Origin of the sequence: Microbacterium paraoxydans (assembly GCF_020524545.1) — a bacterium.
Classification (GTDB): Bacteria; Actinomycetota; Actinomycetes; order Actinomycetales; family Microbacteriaceae; genus Microbacterium; species Microbacterium paraoxydans_C.
This window is the reverse complement of sequence record NZ_JAIVLG010000003.1, coordinates 65,766-88,139: the sequence shown is the minus strand read 5'-3', so window position 1 is coordinate 88,139 and position 22,374 is coordinate 65,766. Positions and strand designations below refer to the sequence as shown.

Sequence of the window (22,374 nt, the reverse complement as noted above, 5' to 3'; positions counted from 1 at the left end):
TGCGTTCGCACCTGAGTCAGAAGATTGCCACGCGAACGAAACACGACAGTGGGCATCCGGACTCAACCCCGCCCCAGACTGACCTTGGCCTACCTTTGGCGGAGACTCACTCTCAACCTGCCAGTTCTGTGCGGAGTGTACTTGGAAACCACACCTTCCGTCTTGAGCTTGTCCAGGATGACTCGCGCGGAAGGGGTATCCGCAACCTCCTTGAGCCCAAACCCGGGATCGGCGATCTTCTCCCATGGACTGTTGAGCATTCGCAATAGCCTCCTGAGCTCATCTCCCGTCAGACGATCGATAAACCTGGCCGTGAGTTCCAAGGTCATTCTCTCTCCCACGCCGCCTTCCAGGGCCATCCGCACCCCACCGAAGTTCAGCTTCCATTCCCCGCCCATTGCGCCCTCGGCAAAGGCCTCATACGCATCGCGCGGGAGATCGGAATATGCCGAGAGAACCTCGACCACTGGATAGTGGTGCTTCTTGAGTTGGTTGTCGCGTAGTAGGCGGGAGACATATCTCGCACTCAGTGAGTCAGGGCCCACGAACGAGCTGAAGTTGTCCGAGAGAGCGATCGTCGATGCCTGTGTTGGCCAATCGACCATGAGTCGAGCAGAGAAGGCTTCCTCATCGTCCGCAATGATCTCAGCCCTAATTAGTTCGCCGATAAGAGAACCGGAGCGGGGCGCGATCGCGGAGGTCGGCAAGGTCCCGGGCTCCAATGACTCGGCCAACTGAACGCGATGCTCAGCTTCCAAAAGGTCCGACGGTGAGTTGATGACGGCCACCGCAACCCGCGCCCTCGCCACATCATCCAACTCGTCTGTCTCACCTAGCTCCGCTACCGCCGCGAGCGCGGCCGCGAGGTTATCGTCGACTTCGTCGTATTCATCGAGGTAGTTGATGGCGTTGCTGGCCGTCATCAAAGCGTGCTGCGTACGAACGAGTGCCGGCCATGTCTCCACCGGAACCCGCTGCAAGTCATCGACGACGCAGTCCGAAGCCGCACGCGTAATGATCTCCGCAATTGCGTCGGAACTCTCGCCACCGGCCTCGCGAAGATATGCCACCAAGAGAGGGGCTGACGCCACAGAAGCTTGAGTCGCCGATTCACGCAACGCGGAAGCATAGTCGCTCGGCCTCGCCGCAATGTGAGAGAGCGATGCCTTCCCTGATCGGGCGACGGCATCGAGCGAGATGTCATTTGAACCCGTAATAACCTCGAGGTTCTTGAGAGTGATCGACCAGGCATCAGTCTCGCGAAGCGCAACGACAGCGTGTGGCCCGATACCGCGCAAGTCCGGTAGCACTGCCCCGACCGCCGCGAGGAACTGAACGACGTGTCTCGCGGATGTCTGCTCCGCCGTTGCACCGAGCGACGGCATGCTGAAGTAACGCGATTCAATGAGTGAACGAACTTCGGGAACGACCACGAAACTGACGCCCCGCCCTCGATTGTTGATTGCGACGTCGACGAACTCCGCCTTCTCATCGGGGCTAAGCGTCGCGTTGCTTGCGAGCATGGCGAGGGTATCCGACATGACCGATGCCATACACGCCGCAAAGGACTTCCTCTCGACGCCAACTTCGAAGTAGCGCTCTACAAAATCCGAAACGGACACGTCCCCTGCGCCCTGAGCTGAGCGGAAGGCGGTTTCTGCGTCTTTGAATCGCGCGGCGAGCAGGTGATCGAAGATCCCAACATTCAGCATGCTGCGCTCACCGAGTACTGTGCTGCCCTGGTCCTTCAGAATCGCTTCGACGTCCTCGGAGTCCAGCGGGTAGTCCATGTCCGCGAGACCGTGCTCGACGTATCGCATGACATAGGTCATCGCATCCGGCCGGATCAGCTTGCCGTAGAAGGATGACACGTGAAGCGCGAAGTATGACGTGATGTAGCCGTTGATCACCAAGTCCGCGGCGAGCCGCGACGGCATGAGATCCTTCGTCCAGCTCTGGAAGTTCTTCGCCTGCTCGCCAGGTTCGAGCGCATGTCGAAAGTTGGGCTCGCCGCAAAGGCGCTCCCAAGTGTGCCGTCGAAGCATGCTGATCTTCTCTTCGTTCTCCTCCAGTACCTGCCTGCTTGCTTCCTCAGCCTCAAAGGAGAACTTGTCTGCCGCAAGCGACAGCCCCAATAGGTCCTCCAACACGGAACGCGTGAAGCTCATGTCGCGGACCGTGTAGTTAACGCTCACCTGGACTTGAAGCCCCGGGTCCTTGAACTCCTGCCAGAACTCAACAGACTGCAACTGATCATCGGTCACCAGGTCCCCGCCGTACCTGATGTGTGCGGCGCTCAGGGTTGTTCCGGGTGCGTTCGCGAGAGCCGTGAACCGCGTACGCACAGCCTTTCCAACCGCCTTGGCGTGATCCTTGGCGCGCTTCTCGGCGTTGATACTCGCCCGCAAGGCACGGTTTTCCTCGCGGATTGACGCGATGTTCGCCCGGACAAAGACACGCCAGAAGCTCCACAACTTATCAAGAGAACTGGACCCAAGGCGGATCTTCTCGAAATCGCCCATATGCGCGTTCTTGAACAAGATCATCGCAAACAGTCTGTCGGGGTCGAGTTCCGGAACCGGAGTTGCGACATCCAGCAGACGATGCTTGAAGACTGCGTACTCATTGATGATGTTGTGGATGAGGCGCATGTCAGCGACGTGGCGCGCAGCAAGGTCGATGAGGTCTTTCGAGATGACAAGTCGCCTTCGCTCGAGTAGGTCCGCCATCAGATCCCGTGCGTTCTTGTGAGTGATGAACGGCACCACGGGTACGACCAGTTCGAAGAACTTCGTTCGATTGGCGCGGACCAATTCGGCATGTGCTTCATCATCGATGCCTGTGCTGGCGCCCCGCCCGAGTCGCTCAAAGACGCTATCGCGGACCGCATAGATGAACCTGAAGTTCCGTCCATCGAGCTGCTGCGCGGCGTTCAGCAGGCCGTTCAGAGAGCGGAGAGCCTCAAAGATGTGGGGGTCATCGAAGCGATCCAAGTCTTCAATGATGACGATGTCACGCCTCTTGTTGACCTCGAAGAAGTAAATGATCTCGTCGAGGTACTCGTCGAAGAAGCTCGTCGAGCGCGATGGAAGAGTTATCGTTGCGGGTCCTGCCGTGACTTTCTCTACCCCCACACGCCCTCGCACTAAGGCTCGGAGCGCAAGCGTGATGGAACCAGTCAGCAAAGCAACGGCCAACAGTAGGAAGCTCAGAGGTACCCATTGCGGCCGATCGGCAAACGTCACCGCGATCGATGGCTGAAGTGTTACATCAAGGCCGGCCAAGAGCGCGATCGCGACGGCAGCCAAACTCACGCTCGCCGCGATTCCGAGCTCGGGCCACCAGCGGAATCGTATGATGCGGCGGAACCGCGACTCAGGAGCGCGTGTTGGCCGCTGCTGGTAGAGCAGTTGCTTGACGATCTCTTTTTGGATGCGGTTCGTCGTCGTTGCGGCTGCTGGATTGGAATCATCGGGCAGCCCCGTAGCGTCGGGTTGCTCACCGAGCGTGAGAAGCGAGAGTTCCACCACGCGACCCTCGTAGGCCTTCGCGACTTGACGGAGGACGCTGCTCTTCCCCGTCCCATACGTGCCCGCGAGCGCAATGTTCGCTACCTTGGGCTGCGTATCGATCGTCTTCTTGAGGATGCTGAAGTACGTTCCATGGCGCTCAAATGCGTAGTCAGGAGCGAGGCTCGAGAGCTCGGGAGCCGTTGCATCTACCTGAACCTCCGGTCCTGAACGACGATTGAACACCGCGATCCTCCATGGCAAAGGGCTGGAACAACGCCGGGACAGGCGGCTGTCTATCCAGATCCTATGAGTTGAGGCACCCAACGGCGGAACCAGTGTGGTCGGTGGCGCTTCCGTGGGTTCGTCCCAAGTTCGCATATGCATGAGCTGCCGCCTCACGTAGTACCGCGGGAGCACACGCGCCGTTTGCCCGGTGGTGTTCAGCGAGCCGCTGCGCCAGCCGGCTTCGACGACGATGGTCGCGTCGCCCAGGGCCGCAATGAGTCTGTTGCGCGCACAAACGTCAAGTTGCGATCGTTAGCTTGTCGCCCTGCAGGCAGGCAGGTTATGCAGCCCACGTCTTTCGCGCTGACGCGGGTGCGTCAACGGTGCTCGAGGTCCCTGGAGTTGTCCCGCGGCGGGTGATGGTCGCGAACGCGTTGAGCCGGTGTTCGTCGAAGCGGAGTCCTGCTCCGGGGTACGCGGTTGTCCCTGCGGAGTCGAGGCGAAACGCCAAATGCCATCCTGATCTTGCTGTCTCGAGCTCGCGAAAACGGAGCCCTACAGCGCTGAGACAACGACGCGGCGCATTCGGAACTCATCATCTTGAAATCAGTGCCACAAGATACTCCGGAGCACCAAGCTCCAGCACACGGAACACCACCGCTGGCGGTGACACGCGGCCAGTGTCGCCCCTGGGACACCAGTACTCGTCCTCGGCGGGAAGCGATGCATCATTTCGCGCGATCGACATAGGACTCACGCATCGTCGAGTGGTCCGACGTCCCCACTAGCAGACGTCCTGCGGTGAGCTAAAGGCGGGCGGGTGTCTTCATCGCTGTCGAAGCCTCACTCCTCGATTTCGTCAATCGCCCGCTCCAGCCGCTCGATCTTCGCATCGATCTCGCCCTCGTAACCAGGCCGGATGTCAGCCTTGATCACGAGCGAGATCCGCGAACCGAACGGCTCCACCGCCTCGGTTGCGCGCTTGACGACATCGAACACCTCGTCCCAGGTGCCTTCCAACTCCGTAAACATGCTCGAGGTCCGCGACGGAAGGCCAGAGTCGCGGACGACTTTCACCGCGGCAGCGACCGCGTCATGGACGGAACCGTCTGCACGACCAGTACCTGACGGAGCGACGGAGAATGCAATCAACATGATGAGGTCCTCTCTCAAGCGGCGGCGCGGTCGAAATCCGAACCATGCCTTAGACGATCCATATTCGTGAACATGCTCGTCGTGCGGTGCGGCAGCCCCGATTCACGCACGACACGCACGGCTGCGGCCACCGCATCGTGAACGGAGGCGTCGGTGCGCTCGGCACCTTCGGCGGGGGTGCCGCTCGGGGCGACGGAGAAGGCGATCAACATGGGTTCACTCCTGGATGTTCGGATGACGGACGGGCACACGCACGAGAGCGCGGAGGCCCAGGACGAAGAGGACGAGGAGAAGGACGTTGCGCATCGTGAGGACGCCGACGGCGAGGGCATCGGCCCGCAGCAGTGCGTCGTAGCCGATCGGATAGACGAGGCAGGTGAGCAGACAGAGCGCGAGGACGACGACGGCAGGAACGCGCGCTCTGACCCGGTCGAGCACGAACCAGAGGATCACCGGGGCGATCAGCCAGGTCTGGAACTGCGGCGAACCGACCTTGTTGGTGACGATCAGCAGCGTGACGAGCGTCAGGGCGAGCGGAGGGAACAGCCGGGGGAAGGGCGCTCCGCGGACCGCCTTCAGCGCACCAATCACCGTCACCGCGAGGACCGAGAGCGCCATCAGGGGGGTGAGCGCGGCGGCGACGGTGTCGACCCCGGGAGCGGTGATCTGGAAGGTGAGGATCTCGAAGCTGTACTCGATACGCGCGGCTCCGGCGGCCGCGAGCCAGAGGAACGGCGTGGCGGCCACGGCCTCGATCTGCAGCCCCCGCCCGGTCTGCTCGGTCAAGAAGCCGAGGATCTCCGCGTCCGCACCGAGCAGCAGCAACGTGGCGACGACGCCGGCCGTGACGACCACAGCGCCGAGAAGCACCCTCATCCGTGCCCGGAGCGCGACGAGGGCGGCCAGGACGAGCGCTCCCGGCCAGATCTTGATCCAGGCGCCGACCGCGAGCAGAGCGGCACCGATGGTCGGCCGAGACACGAGCCAGAGCCCGCCGACCACGGCGATCGGCACCGTGATCGCGTCGATCCGGTAGAGCGCGATGGGACCGAGCAGAAGAACTGCGGCGCACCAGAACCAGGCGGCCACGCGCCGCGCGTGCGACGGTGAGCGGCGCACGAGCACACCGAAGGCGACCGCGTCGAGGACGATCACGAGCGTCGCCCATCCCACCAGATACGCGCTGGAGACGCCGAGCAGGGGAACGAGCGGCGCCGACAGAGCCGCGGCGATGAGCATCGGCACGAGTGCGAGCTGCGGGTAGACCCACGTCTCGTCGATGCCGACGACCGGTCCCCCGCTGAGCGCAGACGTCGCCCAGGGCTCGTACACGAGCACGACATCGCCCATCGGCTGACTGGGGTACACCCACCCGAGCCAGGCCGTGAGTAGATGCACGAGGAGGAAGACACTCCACAGCACGACGACGACGCCGCTCGATGCGCGCCTCACGCGAGGGCGTCCGCGATCGCGTGCGGCAGTGCGGAAGCCACATCCATCGCCACGATGGGATGCCCCGTGCCGCCATCGATCACGTCAGCCGCGATGCGTGCCGCGTGACCGTGCAGCCAGGCGCCCGCGGCGGCGACCTCGGCGAGCGGGGCATCGGGATTCGCGGCGATCACCACGCCGAGCACGCCGGCGAGAACGTCTCCGGTTCCGGCCGTCGCCAGCCACCCCGTGCCCGCCTCGACGGCGAATATCTCCCCTTCCGGGGAGCTGATCAGCGTGCGAGCCCCCTTGAGAAGCACAGTGCCGCCGACCTTGGCGGCGACCTGCCTGACCGCCTCCACGCCCCCGCCGGGCTGCAGGCGCAAGCGCTCCTGGAGCCGGGCGAACTCGCCCGCGTGGGGAGTGATGACGAAGGGGGCGCGCGCGCCGGGCGCGAGATCCAGCGCTCCGGCGTCGATGACCACCGGCACGGTCCCGGCGAGCACCTCCCGGAGCGCGACGCTCTCCTCCTCAGACCGGAGAGCCGGATCGGTACCGGATCCGATCACCCAGGTATCCACGTGCGCGCGGCCCGGATCCGCTCCGACGACGGTCTCCGGCCGCCGGGCGAGCACGGCATCGGACACCCGCTCCGCTCCGGCGTAGCGCACGAATCCTGCACCGGTCCGCCAGGCGGCCTCGACACCGAGTACGGCGGCCCCGGGATACGCGGTCGAGCCGGTGCGGAGGGCGACCACCCCGCGACTGTACTTGTCGTCTGCGGCAGTGGGCGCACGGACGTACCGGCTCGTATCGCTGCGTGTCCACTCGCGCACCTCGAACATGACTCCACGTTAGTGCGACGCTCCTCCGACCGCGTGATCGGGGTAGCGTCGAACGGTGAGCCTTCTCTTCTCCCCGCTGAGCATCCGTTCCGTCACGTTCCGCAATCGCCTCTGGGTCTCGCCGATGTGCATGTACAGCGCCGTCGAAGGCCGCGCACAGGAGTGGCACCACACGCACCTCGCGCAGTTCGCTTCTGGCGGCGCCGGACTGGTCGTCGCCGAAGCGACCGCTGTGGTGCCGGAGGGCCGTATCTCGCCGCGCGACGCGGGCCTCTGGAACGACGAGCAGCGCGACGCGTGGGCGCCGGTCGTGCACGCGATCCACGACCGCGGCGCGGCCGCCGGCATCCAACTCGCCCACGCGGGCCGGAAGGCGTCGACCTGGTGGCCGTGGGCGCCTGAGCGTGGCTCGGTGCCATCCGCCGAGGGAGGGTGGACGACGACAGCGCCGTCGGCGATCGCCTTCGACGGCTTCGACTCGCCGGTCGCCCTCGACGCCGCAGGCATCGAGCACGTGGTGGAGGCGTTCGCCGCAGCCACGCGACGCGCTCTCGAGGCGGGCTTCGACGTTCTGGAGATCCACGGCGCGCACGGCTACCTGCTGCACCAGTTCCTGTCCCCCCTCTCGAACCGGCGCGACGACGAGTACGGCGGCTCGCTCGAGAACCGCGCGCGGCTCCTGCTGCGCGTCGTGGAGACCGTGCGCGAGACGGCGGGTTCCGAAGTGCCGGTGTTCGTGCGGATCTCGGCTACCGACCATGCCGAGGGCGGATTCACCCCCGACGAGGCCTCCACCGTCGCCGGCTGGGCGACGCAGCGCGGCGCCGACTTGATAGACGTCTCGAGCGGGGGTCTCGTGGCCCATCAGCGGATCGACGTGTTCCCCGGGTACCAGGTCCCCCTCGCCGCGACCGTCCGCCAGAGTGGCCGTATCCCGGTGTCGGCGGTCGGGCTGATCACCGCGTCGGCGCAAGCGGAACAGGTGCTCGCCGACGGCGCGGCGGATGCGATCTTCGCCGGACGCGAGTGGCTGCGCGACCCGCACTTCGCCCTCCGCGCCGCACATGAGCTCGGCGCCGACGTCCCGTGGCCCCCGCAGTACGAACGCGCACGCTGGCGTTGACCGGCCGGAACCGCGGAGGCCGCCCGCTCCTCAGGAGCGGGCGGCCTTCGTCCGCGGGGGCGGCCTCAGCGTCCGCGGAAGCGGCGAGTCGCGTCCTGCACCTCTCCGACGAGTTCTTCGAGGATGTCCTCCAGGAACAGCACCGCCGTGGTGTTCCCCCGCGCGTCCCGTACCTTCGCCAGGTGACGCCCGGCGCGGCGCATCACGGCGAGGGCGTCCTCGAGATCCGTGTCCTCCTGGACCGGCACCATGTGGTGGATGCGCTTCGCCGGAACCGGTTCGATCATCTTCACCTCGGCGTCGGGCCCCTCGGATGCCCGGAGGATGTCCTTCAAGTGCACGTAGCCGATCGGTACGGACTGCTCATCGACGATCACGTAGCGCGAGAACCCGTAGCGCGCGACCGCCTTCTCGATGTCGTCCGGCGTGGTCGACTGCGGAAGCGTCACGAGGTCGCTCAGGGGCACGGCGACGTCCCTGGCCTTCTTGTCGGTGAACTCCACTGCGGCAGCCACCGTCCCCGCAGTGTCCATCAGCAGTCCCTCGCGCCGAGACTGGCTGACGATGGTGGCGACCTCGTCGAGCGTGAAGGTCGACGCCGCCTCGCTCTTCGGCTCCACCCGGAACAGCCGCAGCACGCCGTTGGCCGTCGCGTTGAGCACCCAGATCACCGGCATGAACACCTTCGACACCCACACGAGGGGCGGGGCGAGGATGAGCACGGCACGGTCCGGCACCGAGAACGCGAGGTTCTTCGGCACCATCTCTCCGAACACCACGTGCAGGAACGACACGATCACCAGAGCGATCGCGAACGACACCGCGTCGACAGCGCCATCCGGCCAGCCGAGCGCATGCAGCGGTACAGCCAGCAGATGGTGGATCGCGGGCTCGGAGACGTTCAGGATGAGCAGCGAGCAGATGGTGATGCCGAGCTGCGAGGTCGCGAGCATCAGTGTCGCGTGCTCCATCGCGTACAGCGCCGTCTTGGCCGCGCGCGATCCCTGATCGGCACGGGGCTCGATCTGCGACCTCCGCGCGGAGATCACCGCGAACTCGCCGCCGACGAAGAAGGCGTTCGCGATCAGAAGCACGACGAGCCAGGCGAGTCCTCCCCAATCGCTCATCGGGTGGCCTCCTCTCCCTCGCCGAGCGGATTCGGCACGTAGCGGACGCGGTCGACGCGTCGACCGTCCATGCGCACGACCCGGAGCGTGCCGCTCTCGAGCGGCACCTCGTCGCCGACCGATGGCACGCGCTCGAGCACGCTCATCACGTACCCGCCGACGGTGTCGTAGACATCGCCCTCCGGTACATCGACTCCGGCGCGGCTGCGCAGCTCGTCGGGCCGCAGCTCTCCGGGGAAGGTGATGCCCTCACGGTTGCGGATCACGCCGGCCCGTGTGCGGTCGTGCTCATCGGCGACCTCTCCCACCAGCTCCTCGACGAGGTCCTCGAGCGTCACGAGCCCCGCCGTTCCGCCGTACTCGTCGACGACGACGGCCAGCTGGTAGCCGCGCGCACGGAGTTCCGAGATCAACGCGTCGACATGGACCGTCTCCGGAACGCGGAGGGGCTCGGTCGCCAGGGCGCCGACGGGCACCTCTGCTCGACGCTCGCGCGGCACGGAGATCGCTGCCTTCAGGTGCACGACGCCCATGATGTCGTCGAGATCGTCGTCATAGACCGGGAATCGACTGTGCCCGGTGCGACGCGCGAGCTGGATGACATCATCGGTGGAGTCGCCCGCGGCGATCGCGTGCATGCTCGGGCGGGCGGTCATCACATCCGCCGCCGTGAGCCGGGAGAACGTCAGGGTGCGGTCGAGGAGCGTGGCCGTGTCGGCCTCGAGCATGCCCGCACTCGCGGAGCGCCGGACCAGCGAGGAGAGCTCCTCCGCGCTCCGGGCACCGGAGAGCTCCTCCTTCGGCTCGATCCCCATGCTGCGCAGCACGCCGTTGGCACTGCCGTTGAGCACTACCACCGCCGGCTTGAAGACCGTGGTGAAGGCGATCTGGAACGGGACCACGAGCTTCGCGGTGGCAAGGGGCAGCGCGAGCGCGAAGTTCTTCGGCACAAGTTCGCCGAGGATCATCGAGAGCACGGTGGCGACGAACATCGCCACGACCGTCGCGATGGGAGACACAGCCGCTTCCGGGATGCTCCAGGCCAGGAGCGTCGGCCGGAGGAGGTTCGACAGCGCCGGCTCCATCGTGTATCCGGTGAGCAGCGTCGTCAGCGTGATGCCGAGCTGGGCCGCGGACAGATGGGTCGAGGTGTGCTTGAGGGCGCTGATCGTGAGCGAGAGCCGGGACTCGCCCCGGGCCTGTCGCGCTTCGAGGTCGGCGCGGTCGAGATTCACCAGCGCGAACTCGCTCGCGACGAAGAGGCCGGTGCCGACCGTGAGCAGGAGCCCCACGCCCAACATGATGTAGTCCATCAGAGGTTCCTCTCCGGTGAGAGAGGCGGACAGTGGGGCGATGTTCTACAACTGGGAGGGTCGTCCATTATGGAGACGATTGTACCGAAGACGGCGGCGTGCGCGCGTAGTCACCAGCTGACCGGCAGCGCCTTGCCCTCTTCGTATCCCGCGGCCGACTGGAGGCCGACGAGCGCGCGGTCGTGGAACTCCGGCACGCTCGACGCCCCCGCGTAGGTGAACGACGACCGCACGCCGGACGTGATCATGTCCAGCAGGTCCTCCACGCCGGGCCGCAGCGGGTCGAGGTAGATCTTCGACGAAGAGATGCCCTCGGCGAAGAGTTCCTTGCGCGCACGCTCATACGCGTCGAGCCGGCCGAACCGCGCTTGCACCGCCTTGGTCGACGCCATGCCCCAGGACTCCTTGAAGAGACGCCCGTCGCCCTCGTGCTGCAGCTCGCCCGGAGCCTCGATGGTTCCCGCGAACCAGGAGCCGACCATGACGGAGGCCGCGCCGGCGGCGAGCGCGAGGGCCACGTCACGGGGGTAGCGCACCCCGCCGTCCGCCCAGACGTGTGCGCCGAGCTCCCGCGCGGCCTGCGCGGTCTCGAGGACCGCGGAGAACTGCGGTCGGCCGACCGCCGTCATCATGCGGGTCGTGCACATGGCTCCTGGGCCGACCCCGACCTTGAGGATCGAGGCGCCTGCGTCGACCAGGTCGGCGACGCCGTCGGCCGTGACGATGTTGCCTGCGACGATCGGGAGCCCCAGGTCGAGATCGGCGACCGCACGCAGAGCCTGCAGCATTCCTTCCTGGTGTCCGTGCGCCGTGTCCACGACGAGCACATCGACACCTGCTCCGGCAAGCGCCTTCGCCTTGGCCGCGACGTCGCCGTTGATGCCGACGGCCGCGGCGACCGCCAGGCGACCCTCCGTATCGAGCGCCGGCCGGTAGAGAGTGGACCGCAACGCGCTGCGTGCGCTCAGCGTGCCCACGAGGTGGCCGTGGTGGACCACCGTGACCATCTCGACCCCGGCGTCGGTGATGACGTCGAACGCGTGCCGCTCGGAGCCGATGTCATCGGCATCGATCGACGGCGTTCCGCGGTGGACGAGATCGCCGAGTTGCGCATCCGGCAGCGCGGTGGCGAGCCTGACCGCGGGGAGGATCCCGAGGATGCGTCCGACCTCGATCGGCGCGTCGCCGCGGGCCACGACGATGCCATGCCCACTCGTCGCGGGAAGGAGTCGGAGCGCATCGGCGACCGACGCCTCCGGCGGAAGCACGATCGGGGTGTCCCAGAGGACGGGCTGCGCTTTGACCTCGCGGATCGCGGTGTCGAGGTCCTGCAGCGGGAGGTCCTGCGGCAGGACGCCGAGGGCGCCGCGGCGGGCGAGGACCGCCGCGATGCGCGGACCCGTCACGGAGTTCATGTTGGCGGCGACGATCGGCAGGGTCGCCGGAGTGCCGTCGAGGGGCGCGAGGTCGACCTGAAGGCGGCTGCTCACGGCCGATCGGCGTGGCACGAGGAACACGTCTGAATAGGTCAGATCGACAGCCGGTTGCGCTCCTGAGAATTCCATGTCTCCACGGTACCCAGATCGCCTCGCCACGGGCGCACGGCTTCGACGAATCCCCGGGCGAAACACGTTAGGCTTGTTGGTCGAGAGCGTGCGGGCCCGAACGCATCCTGCGACCACGTCCGCACCAGAGAGCTTCAGCGATGAAAGAGGGCGATCGAGCGTGTCGAACCAGGTGACCGGCGTCAACGGCGACGGGGGGTTCGGAGCCAATTCCTGGCTCGTTGAAGAGCTCTACGAGCAGTTCAAGGTGGACCGCGACTCCGTCGACAAGGAGTGGTGGCCGATCCTGGAGAAGTACCACTCCGACGCGACGTCCGCAGCCCCCGCCACGAACACCGGCACGCCTGCTCCGCAAGCGCATCCCGTCACCGCCCCGATCCCGGTGATCGGCTCGCAGCCCGTGGCACGCACGACGGCCAAGCCTGCCGCGACGGCGCCGATCCCCGCCCAGGCACCCAAGCCCGCGCCGAAGCCCGAGGCGAAGGACACCACGGACGTCGTCGAGGAGGACAAGGTCACTCCTCTGCGCGGCCTGCCGAAGACCTTGGCAGCGAACATGGACGAGTCCCTGACCGTCCCGACCGCGACCAGCGTGCGCACCGTGCCCGCGAAGCTGATGATCGACAACCGCATCGTCATCAACAACCACATGTCGCGCACCCGTGGCGGCAAGATCAGCTTCACCCACCTCATCGGCTGGGCCCTGATCCGGACGCTCGACGAGTTCCGCAGCCAGAACGTGTTCTACGCGGAGGTCGACGGCAAGCCCTCCGTGGTCGCCCCTGCGCACGTCAACCTCGGCATCGCGATCGACCTGCCCAAGCCCGACGGCACACGCGCTCTCATGGTGCCCAGCATCAAGCGTGCCGACACCATGTCGTTCACCGAATACCTCTCCGCCTACGAAGACCTGGTCACGCGCGCCCGCGGGAACAAGCTGACGGCCGGTGACTTCCAGGGCACCACGGTCTCGCTCACCAACCCCGGCGGCATCGGCACCGTGCACTCGGTCCCGCGTCTGATGAAGGGTCAGGGGTGCATCATCGGCGCCGGTGCCCTCGAGTACCCGGCCGAGTTCCAGGGCGCCAGCGAGAAGACCCTCAACGAGCTCGCGATCGGCAAGACCATCACGCTCACCAGCACCTACGACCACCGCGTCATCCAGGGTGCCGGATCCGGCGAGTTCCTCAAGAAGGTGCACGAGCTGCTCATCGGCCAGCGCGGCTTCTACGACGACATCTTCGCCGCGCTGCGCATCCCGTACGCGCCGATCCGCTGGAACCCCGACATCGCGGTGGACCTCGCCGAGCGCGTCGACAAGCAGTCCCGCGTGCAGGAACTGATCAACTCGTTCCGCGTGCGCGGTCACCTGATGGCCGACATCGACCCGCTCGAATACGTGCAGCGCTCGCACCCCGACCTCGAGATCGAGAGCCACGGCCTCACGTTCTGGGATCTGGACCGCGAGTTCGTCACCGGCGGATTCGGCGGCCGCCGCGTCGCGAAGCTCCGCGACATCCTCGGTGTGCTTCGGGACTCCTACTGCCGCACGCTCGGCATCGAGTACATGCACATCCAGGATCCGGAGCAGCGCCGCTGGTTCCAGGAGAAGGTCGAGGTCAAGTACCAGAAGCCCGGCCACGACGAGCAGCTCCGGGTTCTCCGCAAGCTCAACGAGGCCGAGGCGTTCGAGACCTTCTTGCAGACAAAGTTCGTGGGGCAGAAGCGCTTCTCCCTCGAGGGCGGCGAGTCTCTGATCCCGCTCCTCGACGAGATCCTCCAGGGCGCAGCCACCGCCGGGCTCGAGGGCGCGGCCATCGGCATGGCCCACCGCGGCCGCCTCAACGTGCTCACGAACATCGCCGGCAAGACGTACGGTCAGGTGTTCCGTGAGTTCGAAGGCACGCAGACCCCCGGCAACCAGCGCGGCTCCGGCGATGTCAAGTACCATCTCGGCACCGAGGGCACCTTCGTCGCCGATGACCAGTCCGAGCTCCCGGTCTACCTCGCCGCCAACCCGTCGCACCTCGAGACCGTCGACGGAGTCTTGGAGGGCATCGTCCGCGCCAAGCAGGACCGCAAGCCGATCGGCACCTTCGCCTGGCTGCCGATCCTCGTGCACGGTGACGCCGCCTTCGCCGGGCAGGGCGTGGTCGTCGAGACGCTGCAGATGTCGCAGTTGCGCGGCTACCGCACGGGCGGCACGATCCATGTGGTCGTGAACAACCAGGTCGGCTTCACCACCACGCCGAACGACGGTCGCACCTCGATCTACTCGACGGATGTGGCCAAGACGATCCAGGCGCCGGTGTTCCACGTGAACGGCGACGACCCCGAGGCCGTCATCCACGTCGCCCAGCTCGCGTTCGAGTATCGAGAGCGTTTCCACCGCGACGTCGTGATCGACCTCGTGTGCTACCGCCGACGTGGGCACAACGAGGGTGACGACCCCTCGATGACGCAGCCGCTCATGACCGACCTGATCCAGGCCAAACGCTCGGTGCGCCGCCTGTACACAGAGTCGCTCGTCGGCCGCGGCGACATCACCGAGCAGGAGTACGACGAGGCCAAGGCCGACTTCCAGAACCGCCTGGAGATCGCCTTCGCTGAGACGCACGCCGCCGAGACCGGCGCCCTGCCCGTGACCCCGGATGCACCGCCCGTGGATGACACGGTGGGAGCGCCCGACGTGACGGGTGTACCGACCGAGGTCATCCAGCTGATCGGTGACGCGTTCGTGAACAAGCCCGGCGGCTTCACGGTGCACCCGAAGATCCAGCAGCTGCTGGAGAAGCGTCTCGACATGAGCCGCAACGGAGGCATCGACTGGGGCTTCGGCGAGCTGCTGGCATTCGGGTCGCTGCTCGTGGAGGGCACTCCGGTGCGACTCGCGGGCCAGGATGCGCGTCGCGGCACCTTCGTGCAGCGCCATGCCACCCTTCATGACCGCGCGAACGGCCAGGAGTGGCTGCCGCTGTCGAACCTGTCCGACGCCCAAGGGCGCTTCTTCGTCTACGACTCGCTGCTCAGCGAGTACGCGGCACTCGGCTTCGAGTACGGCTACTCGGTGGAGGCGCCCGAAGCCCTCGTCCTGTGGGAAGCCCAGTTCGGCGACTTCGTGAACGGAGCGCAGTCGGTCATCGACGAGTACATCTCGGCGGCGGAGCAGAAGTGGGGCCAGCAGTCCAGCGTGACCCTGCTGCTCCCCCACGGGTATGAGGGCCAGGGGCCCGACCACTCCTCCGCGCGTATCGAGCGTTTCCTGCAGCTGTGCGCACAGGACAACATGATCGTGTCGCGCCCGTCGACCCCCGCGTCGTACTTCCACCTGCTGCGCCGCCAGGCTTATGCCCGTCCGCGCAAGCCGCTGATCGTCTTCACGCCGAAGGCGATGTTGCGTCTGCGCGGCGCGACGAGCCCGGTCGAGGCGTTCACCCAGGGCCGGTTCGAGCCGGTCATCGACGACGACCGCGGTCTCGACCGCACCGCCGTCAAGCGCGTGCTCGTGCACTCGGGCAAGGTGCACTGGGATCTGCGCGCCGAGCTCGAGAAGAACCCGAACCCCGAGGTCGCCCTCGTCCGGCTCGAGCAGCTGTACCCGACCCCGATCGACGAGCTCAAGACGATCACCGATTCCTACCCCGACGCCGAGCTGGTCTGGGTCCAGGAGGAGCCGGAGAACCAGGGCGCCTGGCCGTTCCTCGCTCTCGCCTTCGCAGACGTCCCGGGCGACCGGTCGTTCCGTCCCATATCGCGTCCCGCTTCCGCATCGCCGGCGACGGGCTCGTCGAAGGTGCACGCGGCCGAGCAGGCGGAATTGATCCACGCCGCCGTCACACTCGACTGATCCGTAGAAGAGAACGGGCGCCGCGACCGGAGTCGCGGCGCCCGTTCTCTTTCTCCTCAGCCGGACCGCTTGCCCGTCCCCTGCGGAGCGATCCGGCTCCGGTCAGTACCAGATGTCGAGCGAGGGCGACGGGAACGAGACGAGCGCCTTGTCGAAGGCGGCGACGGCGGCAGGATCGCCGTCGAGACGGCCGGCGGCGTGCAGCGACGAAGCCCGGAACCCACCGGCGTAGAGCGAAGACAACGAGGAGACGTCGAGTTCGATGTCGGCGGAGTCTCCGCGGGCCTCCTCGACGGTCGCGACGCCGGTCTCGTCCACGCGCAACCGCCAGTCCCCGGCAGTGAATCCCAGGGGATCCGCGACCCTCAGGACCGTGTCGAGCGGCGCCGCATAGCGCCTGGCTGTGAGAGCGGTCGGGAGGTCGAGGATGCGCAGCCAGCCGTGGTCATGAACCTCCTGCTTCACGCCGCGCGGATCGGCGACGAGCCAGGGCAGCGGGTCATCCACGGGTCGAAGGTCGGCGACGACCTCGTCGACCAGGTCGTGCTGCAACACGAAACGCCAGAGCGCGGTCCGTGCGTCGGACGTCTCGGCGACGAGCAGACGCACGTCCATCCGGAAGCGGAAGGTACCGCTGGCCTCGCTCACGGTGTAGGCCAGCACACCGCGGAGCGCACCGTCCTCGTCGAGATAGCGCACTCCCCTGGCCTGGTCCCGATCCGGTGTCGGCGCGACTCCCGAGTACCCTTCCCATCGGCCCTGCCAGCCGGGGATCTGCCCGGGGACGTGGCGGCGCGCACGCTCGTGCACGGTTCCGAGGTCGGCGGCCAGCGTCTCGCGGTCGACGTACTCGAGGCGTCCGGGTGGCGTCGCACCACCCCATCCGGCCCGGCGGGTGCTCACGGTGAGCCGTGCCACCGGGATCGCGGAGCCGAAACCGTAGCGCCCGTAGATCGTCGCCTCGGAGACCGTGAGGCCTGCCACGGGCACGCCGGCCGATGCCGCGGCGCGCAGCTCGCCCTCCAGCAGAGCCCGCGCGATGCCACGGCGCCGATGCGTCGCCGCGACGGTGACCGCGCTGATCGCCCACATGTCGACCTCACCGCCTCCGGGGACCGTGAGAGGGGTGATCCACGCGTTCGTGGTGGCCACCGGAAGGGTCGTATCCACCGCGTTCGGCTCGAAGACGCCCATGTTTCGTCGTGACGCGAAAGTCTTGGTGACCTGCCCGATCATGTCGCGTGCCGGCTCGGCCGCGAGGAATCCGCGGTCAACCGCGCGTTGGAATGCCGCCGAACGGCTGTCGTCCGACAGATCGACGACGCGGTACTCGAGCCCGGAGGTCGCCAGACGTTCGGTCGAAGTGGGGTCTGCGGTCACGTCGCGCGCATCGATGGAACTCATCCGTCCACACTACCGAGGCGGTCGGACGTGCCGTCAGTGCTGCGCGGCCTGAGCCTCACGCAGACGCGCGAACACCTGATCGCGCAGCTCCTCCGGAGCCGTCTCCTTGCACGCGCGGGCGATGACCTCGGTGAGGGTCGTCGCCACGAGCGCCTCGTCACGACAAGAGGGGCAGTTCTCGAGATGCTCGCGAATCTCGGTGTGCTCGGTCTTGCACACCTCGTTGCGAAGGTACTCCTCCAGATCCTGACGCGCTTTCTCGCAGCCGCAGTCGCTCATCCCTTGCTCCTCGTGTCAGCCGCGGCGATGCCCCGCTCGACGGCGTAATCTGCCAACAGCTCCCGCAGCATCCGCCTGCCACGGTGCAGGCGGCTCATCACGGTGCCGATGGGCGTCTTCATGATGTCCGCGATCTCCTGATACGCGAAGCCCTCGACGTCGGCGAGGTATACCGCGAGGCGGAAGTCCTCCGGTACCGCCTGAAGCGCGTCTTTGACGACCGAGGCCGGCATCCGGTCGATCGCCTCCGCCTCCGCAGAACGGCTGTGCGACGCGGTCGTCGATTCGGCTCCGCCCAGCTGCCAGTCCTCGAGCTCGTCGATCGTGCCCTGGAAGGGCTCGCGCTGCCGTTTGCGATAGATGTTGATGTACGTGTTGGTGAGGATGCGGTACAGCCAGGCCTTGAGGTTCGTCCCCTGCGAGAACGTCGACCAGGAGCCGTACGCCTTCACGAACGTCTCCTGCACGAGGTCTGCGGCGTCTGCCGGGTTGCGCGTCATGCGCATCGCGGCGGCATAGAGCTGATCCATGAACGGGATCGCCTGCTCCTCGAACTCGCGCCGAGGGTCGCCGACGGTGTCTGCGGTTGCGGTGTCATCCATCACCGGCCAGTCTAGGCCGCCGAGGTCGATCACCTCGCGCTCCAACGTCGCCGGCATTCTCTCTCCTTCGTCTCAGGAGCCCGCGTCTGTCGCGCCGAAGCTTCCTGCGTTTACTAAGGTGAGAACCGATGAGCGCCAACAGGTATTCCCCCATCCGCGTGCAGGGTGCCTTTCCTGCGCCCACCACCGATGTGCCCGTGCATGCTGAGCTCACGATCCCCGGCTCGAAGTCGCTGACGAACCGCGAGCTGATGATCGCCGCGATCGCCGACGGTCCCGGGCGGCTGATCGCTCCGCTGCACTCCGACGACTCGGCCCGTATGGTCGATGCCCTTCGCGCACTCGGCGTCGGCATCGAGGAGGTGGACGCAGGCCACGAGTTCGGGCCCGACCTCGTCGTCACGCCGGCGAAGCTCAGCGGCGGCACGACGATCGACTGCGGCCAAGCCGGAACCGTGATGCGCTTCATCGCTCCGCTCGCGGGCCTCGCCGAGCATGACGTGCATCTCACCGCCCACGAGACTGCGCTGCACCGGCCGATGGGCGGACTCATCAGCGCCCTCCGCGACCTGGGCGTCGACATCGACGACGAAGGAACCTGGGCACTCCCCTTCACCATTCGCGGACATGGCCGCATCCGCGGCGGTCGCGTGGAAGTCGACGCCTCGGCATCGAGCCAGTTCGTCTCCGGTCTCCTGCTCGCCGCGCCCCGATTCGATGTCGGACTGCACCTCGTCCACACCGGCGAGCACCTGCCGAGCCTTCCCCACATCGACATGACCATCGAGGCGCTGAGCCGCCGCGGCATCCGCATCGAGCGCCCCGCCGTCGGTGAGTGGCTCGTCGAGGCAGGCGTGCCGCGCGCCAAGGAGCTCGCGATCGAACCCGATCTCTCCAACGCGGCGCCGTTCCTCGCCGCAGCCCTCGTCACCGGCGGTTCGGTGGCCGTCACCGGGTGGCCGGCGCACTCCACGCAACCCGGCGCTATGCTGCCCGACATCCTGCAGGCCTTCGGAGCCCACGTCGGCCGCCACGGCGGCACCCTCACGGTGCGAGCAGGATCGAGCATCCGCGGCCTCGATCTCGACCTCTCCGCAGCGAGCGAACTCACCCCGACGCTGGTCGGCCTCGCCGCCTTCGCCGAGACTCCCACCACGATCCGCGGCATCGGCCACATCCGCCTCCACGAGACGGATCGGATCGCCGCGTTGATCGGCAACCTCCGCGCGCTCGGCGGGGAGGCCGAGGAACTCCCGGATGGGCTGCGGATCATCCCGCGCCCGCTGCACGGAGGAGAGTGGGCGGCGCATCACGACCACCGCATGGCCACGACCGGTGCGCTCATCGGGCTGCGCGTTCCCGGCGTCGTGATCGACGACATCGGCACGACCGCCAAGACCCTCCCGGAGTTCACGATGCTCTGGGAGCGGATGCTGCGAGGCTGACGGTGAGCTGGCTCGACGACACGGACGACCTCGACGACGACTTCGAGGACTACGACGAGAGCTCCATCCGGACCCGCCCCAATCCGAAGGCCAACCGCCCCAGGACCAAGCGTCGTCCTGCCCACGAGGACGCCGAGATCGGCAGGGTGCTCGGTGTCGATCGCGGGCGATACTCCGTCCTCGTCGGCGAAGGCACCCCCGACGAGCGGATGATCACCACGACCAGAGCCCGGGAGCTGCGGCGCATGCCGATCGTCACGGGCGATCAGGCACGTGTCGTCGGTGACACCTCCGGCGACGAGGGCACGCTCGCACGCATCGTCGGCATCGTCGAGCGCACGTCCCTGCTCCGGCGCAGCGCCGACGACACGGACCAGGTGGAGCGGGTGATCGTCGCGAACGCCGACCAGATGCTCGTCGTCGTGGCTGCGGCGGACCCCGAGCCACGTGCGCGTCTGGTCGACCGGTATCTCGTCGCGGCGCTCGATGCCGGGATCCGCCCTCTCCTGGTCGTGACGAAGACGGACATCGCGGATCCGACGGAGTTCCTCACGCATTTCGACGGCCTCGACCTGCGGGTGTTCACGAGCGCCCAGAACGAGATGCCGGTCGACGAGATCGGCGCCGCGCTGATCGACCACTCGACCGTCTTCGTCGGGCACTCCGGCGTCGGCAAGTCCACGCTCGTCAACGCACTCGTCCCGACGGCGGGCCGCGCCACGGGGCATGTGAACCAGGTCACCGGACGGGGCCGACACACGTCGTCGTCCACGGTGTCTCTCCGCTACCAGGGTGCCGAAGGCACCGGCTGGGTGATCGACACCCCCGGGGTCCGCTCCTTCGGGCTCGGCCACGTGGATCCGACGAACATCCTTGCGGCCTTCACCGAACTCGCCGAGATCGCTCAGGATTGCCCGCGCGGGTGCACCCACCTGGCGGACGCCCCCGACTGCGCGCTCATCGAAGCCGCCGACCGTGGGGAGCTGAGCGAGACCGGACGCGCACGCCTCGACTCTCTTCAACGACTGCTGCAGACCTTCGCGGACAAGGCGGAGCAGGCCCCCGGCCGGTAGGCTGGAGGGGTGACCCAGCGCCTGGAACCCGGTACCGCAGCCCCCGACTTCTCCCTCCTCGACCAGGACGGGAGCCTCGTCCGCCTGGCGGACCTGCGCGGCGAGAAGACCGTACTGTACTTCTATCCGGCAGCGATGACGCCCGGATGCACCACCCAAGCGTGCGACTTCCGCGACAGCATCTCCTCACTCCAGGGTGCCGGCTACCAGGTCGTCGGCATCTCCCGCGACGATCCCGCGACCTTGGCGAAGTTCCGCGAGCGGGACGCCCTCACCTTCCCGCTCCTCAGCGACCCCGACCACTCCGTTCATGTCGCCTACGGGGCGTGGGGCGAGAAGATGAACTACGGCAAGGTCGTCGAAGGAGTGATCCGTTCCACATTCGTCCTCGACGAAGACGGCAAGATCGACATCGCCCTCTACAACGTCAAGGCGACGGGCCACGTGGCGCGCCTGCGCAAGCAGCTCGGCATCGACGCCTGACCCCGCACCGGGAACCGCACGGAACTCACTCCGGTACGCGGTGCTCGCCTTCTCGTCGCGCGCTCATGATGAGCAGGACGAATCCGAGCAGCGCCGGGAGTCCGACGCCGAGAGTGAACGTCCAGGACACCGGGTGAACAGTGAGGGACGCCAGGGCGAGCGCCACGGCGAGGACCTGGAACACCACGCCCCCGGACCGCGCCCAGGACTTGCCCGCCCGTGTGCCGAGCGCGAACGCTCCGAGTGCGGCAGCGCCGATCAGCGTGAGCACGATGAGGGCGATGGCAGTCGGCAGCGACGACGCATCGCCCGCGCCGAGCCCCGCGAGCTCGATGATCGCGAACACCACGAGCGCCACCGCTTCGAGAGCGAGGACCCCTGTGGCAGCGAGGGCGATTCCGGGTGCGCGCACAGTGTCTCCCAAGGATCGGATGAGGAGAAAACCCTTGATTTCAGGGTATTCATGTAACAGAATAGAGAAAGTCATGTGCTCCCACAGCGGCGTGGGGCGGGCGTTCACGCTCGCATCACAATTCGCGGCATTCCGCCGCATCTCAACAGGGTAGCCGAACCCGAACAGCTACCCGAATCCGAGAAATCGCACCGCGACATCTCTTGAAATCCACACCGAGGAGCCCCCATGGACTGGCGCGATAAGGCCGCCTGCCTGACTGTCGACCCCGAACTCTTCTTCCCCGTGGGGAACACGGGCCCGGCCGTCGACCAGATCGAGAAGGCGAAGACCGTCTGCGCCACCTGTACGGTCACCGAGATCTGCCTGCAGTACGCTCTCGAGACCAGCCAGGACTCTGGCGTCTGGGGCGGCCTCTCCGAAGACGAGCGCCGTGCTCTGAAGCGCCGCGCTGCTCGCGCCCGCCGCGCCTCCTGAACTTCCGGAAGCGGCCCGAGATCGACTCTCGGGCCGCTTTCGTGTGTTCCGAGAGC

The 22,374-nt window shown here is 66.9% G+C and carries 18 protein-coding genes and 1 pseudogene; 6 read left to right on the top strand and 13 right to left on the bottom strand.

Translation table 11 applies throughout. The annotated features are described in order from the left end of the window. Positions 1-89: 89 nt before the first annotated feature. The 6 genes and pseudogenes from LC041_RS08465 to LC041_RS08440 all read right to left on the bottom strand — a co-directional run bounded on the left by LC041_RS08465 (position 90) and on the right by LC041_RS08440 (position 7,168). Positions 90-3,755, bottom strand: a complete 3,666-nt coding sequence (locus LC041_RS08465; protein WP_226532671.1) for a YobI family P-loop NTPase — start codon at positions 3,753-3,755, stop codon at positions 90-92. A gap of 177 nt (positions 3,756-3,932) precedes the next feature. Further along, positions 3,933-4,025: pseudogene (locus LC041_RS08460) on the bottom strand (DNA-processing protein DprA); the annotation flags it as partial. A gap of 555 nt (positions 4,026-4,580) precedes the next feature. Further along, a complete protein-coding gene (locus LC041_RS08455) occupies positions 4,581-4,892 on the bottom strand; it encodes a thiamine-binding protein (protein ID WP_226532796.1) in 312 nt (103 codons plus the stop codon). A gap of 14 nt (positions 4,893-4,906) precedes the next feature. Then, on the bottom strand, positions 4,907-5,104 hold the full coding sequence (locus LC041_RS08450; protein ID WP_374197662.1) for a thiamine-binding protein: 198 nt from the start codon (positions 5,102-5,104) through the stop codon (positions 4,907-4,909). Between the two features lie 4 nt (positions 5,105-5,108). After that, positions 5,109-6,344 (bottom strand): hypothetical protein, encoded by a 1,236-nt coding sequence (locus LC041_RS08445; protein WP_226532670.1) that lies wholly within the window; start codon positions 6,342-6,344, stop codon positions 5,109-5,111. Next, positions 6,341-7,168, bottom strand: a complete 828-nt coding sequence (locus tag LC041_RS08440; protein WP_226532669.1) for an ADP-dependent NAD(P)H-hydrate dehydratase — start codon at positions 7,166-7,168, stop codon at positions 6,341-6,343. Before LC041_RS08440 ends, LC041_RS08445 begins: the two co-directional genes overlap by 4 nt. A 55-nt stretch (positions 7,169-7,223) precedes the next feature. Here LC041_RS08440 and LC041_RS08435 point away from each other — a divergent pair, with 55 nt between their 5' ends. Continuing rightward, entirely contained in the window at positions 7,224-8,291 is a 1,068-nt protein-coding gene (locus LC041_RS08435) for an NADH:flavin oxidoreductase/NADH oxidase (protein WP_226532668.1), read from the top strand. A 65-nt stretch (positions 8,292-8,356) separates the two neighbouring features. On the opposite strand, the gene LC041_RS08430 is transcribed toward LC041_RS08435, so the two are convergent. The 3 genes from LC041_RS08430 to LC041_RS08420 all read right to left on the bottom strand — a co-directional run bounded on the left by LC041_RS08430 (position 8,357) and on the right by LC041_RS08420 (position 12,296). Continuing rightward, complete coding sequence (locus tag LC041_RS08430) at positions 8,357-9,418, bottom strand: hemolysin family protein (RefSeq protein ID WP_226532667.1); 1,062 nt, start codon at positions 9,416-9,418, stop codon at positions 8,357-8,359. Further along, positions 9,415-10,731, bottom strand: a complete 1,317-nt coding sequence (locus LC041_RS08425; RefSeq protein ID WP_226532666.1) for a hemolysin family protein — start codon at positions 10,729-10,731, stop codon at positions 9,415-9,417. The genes LC041_RS08430 and LC041_RS08425 overlap by 4 nt, the downstream gene beginning before the upstream one ends. Positions 10,732-10,841: 110 nt before the next feature. Continuing rightward, positions 10,842-12,296: a GuaB1 family IMP dehydrogenase-related protein gene (locus tag LC041_RS08420; RefSeq protein ID WP_226532665.1), complete on the bottom strand. Its 1,455-nt coding sequence runs from the start codon at positions 12,294-12,296 to the stop codon at positions 10,842-10,844. 160 nt (positions 12,297-12,456) lie between these two features. Between LC041_RS08420 and LC041_RS08415 the strand changes: the two genes are divergently transcribed. Beyond that, positions 12,457-16,143, top strand: a complete 3,687-nt coding sequence (locus tag LC041_RS08415) for a multifunctional oxoglutarate decarboxylase/oxoglutarate dehydrogenase thiamine pyrophosphate-binding subunit/dihydrolipoyllysine-residue succinyltransferase subunit (RefSeq protein ID WP_226532664.1) — start codon at positions 12,457-12,459, stop codon at positions 16,141-16,143. Between the two features lie 102 nt (positions 16,144-16,245). On the opposite strand, the gene LC041_RS08410 is transcribed toward LC041_RS08415, so the two are convergent. The 3 genes from LC041_RS08410 to LC041_RS08400 are packed head-to-tail and all read right to left on the bottom strand — an operon-like array spanning position 16,246 to position 18,485. Then, a complete protein-coding gene (locus tag LC041_RS08410) occupies positions 16,246-17,547 on the bottom strand; it encodes a GNAT family N-acetyltransferase (RefSeq protein WP_226532663.1) in 1,302 nt (433 codons plus the stop codon). Positions 17,548-17,580: 33 nt separating this feature from the next. Next, on the bottom strand, positions 17,581-17,826 hold the full coding sequence (locus LC041_RS08405) for a zf-HC2 domain-containing protein (protein ID WP_226532662.1): 246 nt from the start codon (positions 17,824-17,826) through the stop codon (positions 17,581-17,583). Next, positions 17,823-18,485 (bottom strand): sigma-70 family RNA polymerase sigma factor, encoded by a 663-nt coding sequence (locus LC041_RS08400; RefSeq protein WP_374197661.1) that lies wholly within the window; start codon positions 18,483-18,485, stop codon positions 17,823-17,825. The genes LC041_RS08405 and LC041_RS08400 overlap by 4 nt, the downstream gene beginning before the upstream one ends. Before the next feature lie 71 nt (positions 18,486-18,556). Here LC041_RS08400 and aroA point away from each other — a divergent pair, with 71 nt between their 5' ends. The 3 genes from aroA to bcp are packed head-to-tail and all read left to right on the top strand — an operon-like array spanning position 18,557 to position 21,429. Beyond that, positions 18,557-19,873 carry a 3-phosphoshikimate 1-carboxyvinyltransferase gene (aroA, locus tag LC041_RS08395; RefSeq protein ID WP_226532661.1) on the top strand — a complete coding sequence of 439 codons (1,317 nt, stop codon included), beginning with the start codon at positions 18,557-18,559 and terminating at the stop codon, positions 19,871-19,873. A gap of 2 nt (positions 19,874-19,875) precedes the next feature. Then, positions 19,876-20,946, top strand: coding sequence for a ribosome small subunit-dependent GTPase A (gene rsgA, locus LC041_RS08390; protein ID WP_226532660.1), 1,071 nt, complete (start codon positions 19,876-19,878; stop codon positions 20,944-20,946). A gap of 9 nt (positions 20,947-20,955) precedes the next feature. Next, positions 20,956-21,429 carry a thioredoxin-dependent thiol peroxidase gene (gene bcp, locus LC041_RS08385; protein WP_226532659.1) on the top strand — a complete coding sequence of 158 codons (474 nt, stop codon included), beginning with the start codon at positions 20,956-20,958 and terminating at the stop codon, positions 21,427-21,429. A 25-nt stretch (positions 21,430-21,454) separates the two neighbouring features. Here the strand turns inward: bcp and LC041_RS08380 are convergent, their stop codons facing one another. Beyond that, the gene (locus LC041_RS08380) at positions 21,455-21,841 is read right to left on the bottom strand and encodes a hypothetical protein (RefSeq protein ID WP_226532658.1); all 387 of its coding nucleotides are present in this window, start codon (positions 21,839-21,841) and stop codon (positions 21,455-21,457) included. A gap of 228 nt (positions 21,842-22,069) precedes the next feature. On the opposite strand from LC041_RS08380, the gene LC041_RS08375 reads away from it, so the two are divergent. Next, positions 22,070-22,318 carry a WhiB family transcriptional regulator gene (locus tag LC041_RS08375; protein ID WP_017203224.1) on the top strand — a complete coding sequence of 83 codons (249 nt, stop codon included), beginning with the start codon at positions 22,070-22,072 and terminating at the stop codon, positions 22,316-22,318. Positions 22,319-22,374: the final 56 nt, after the last annotated feature.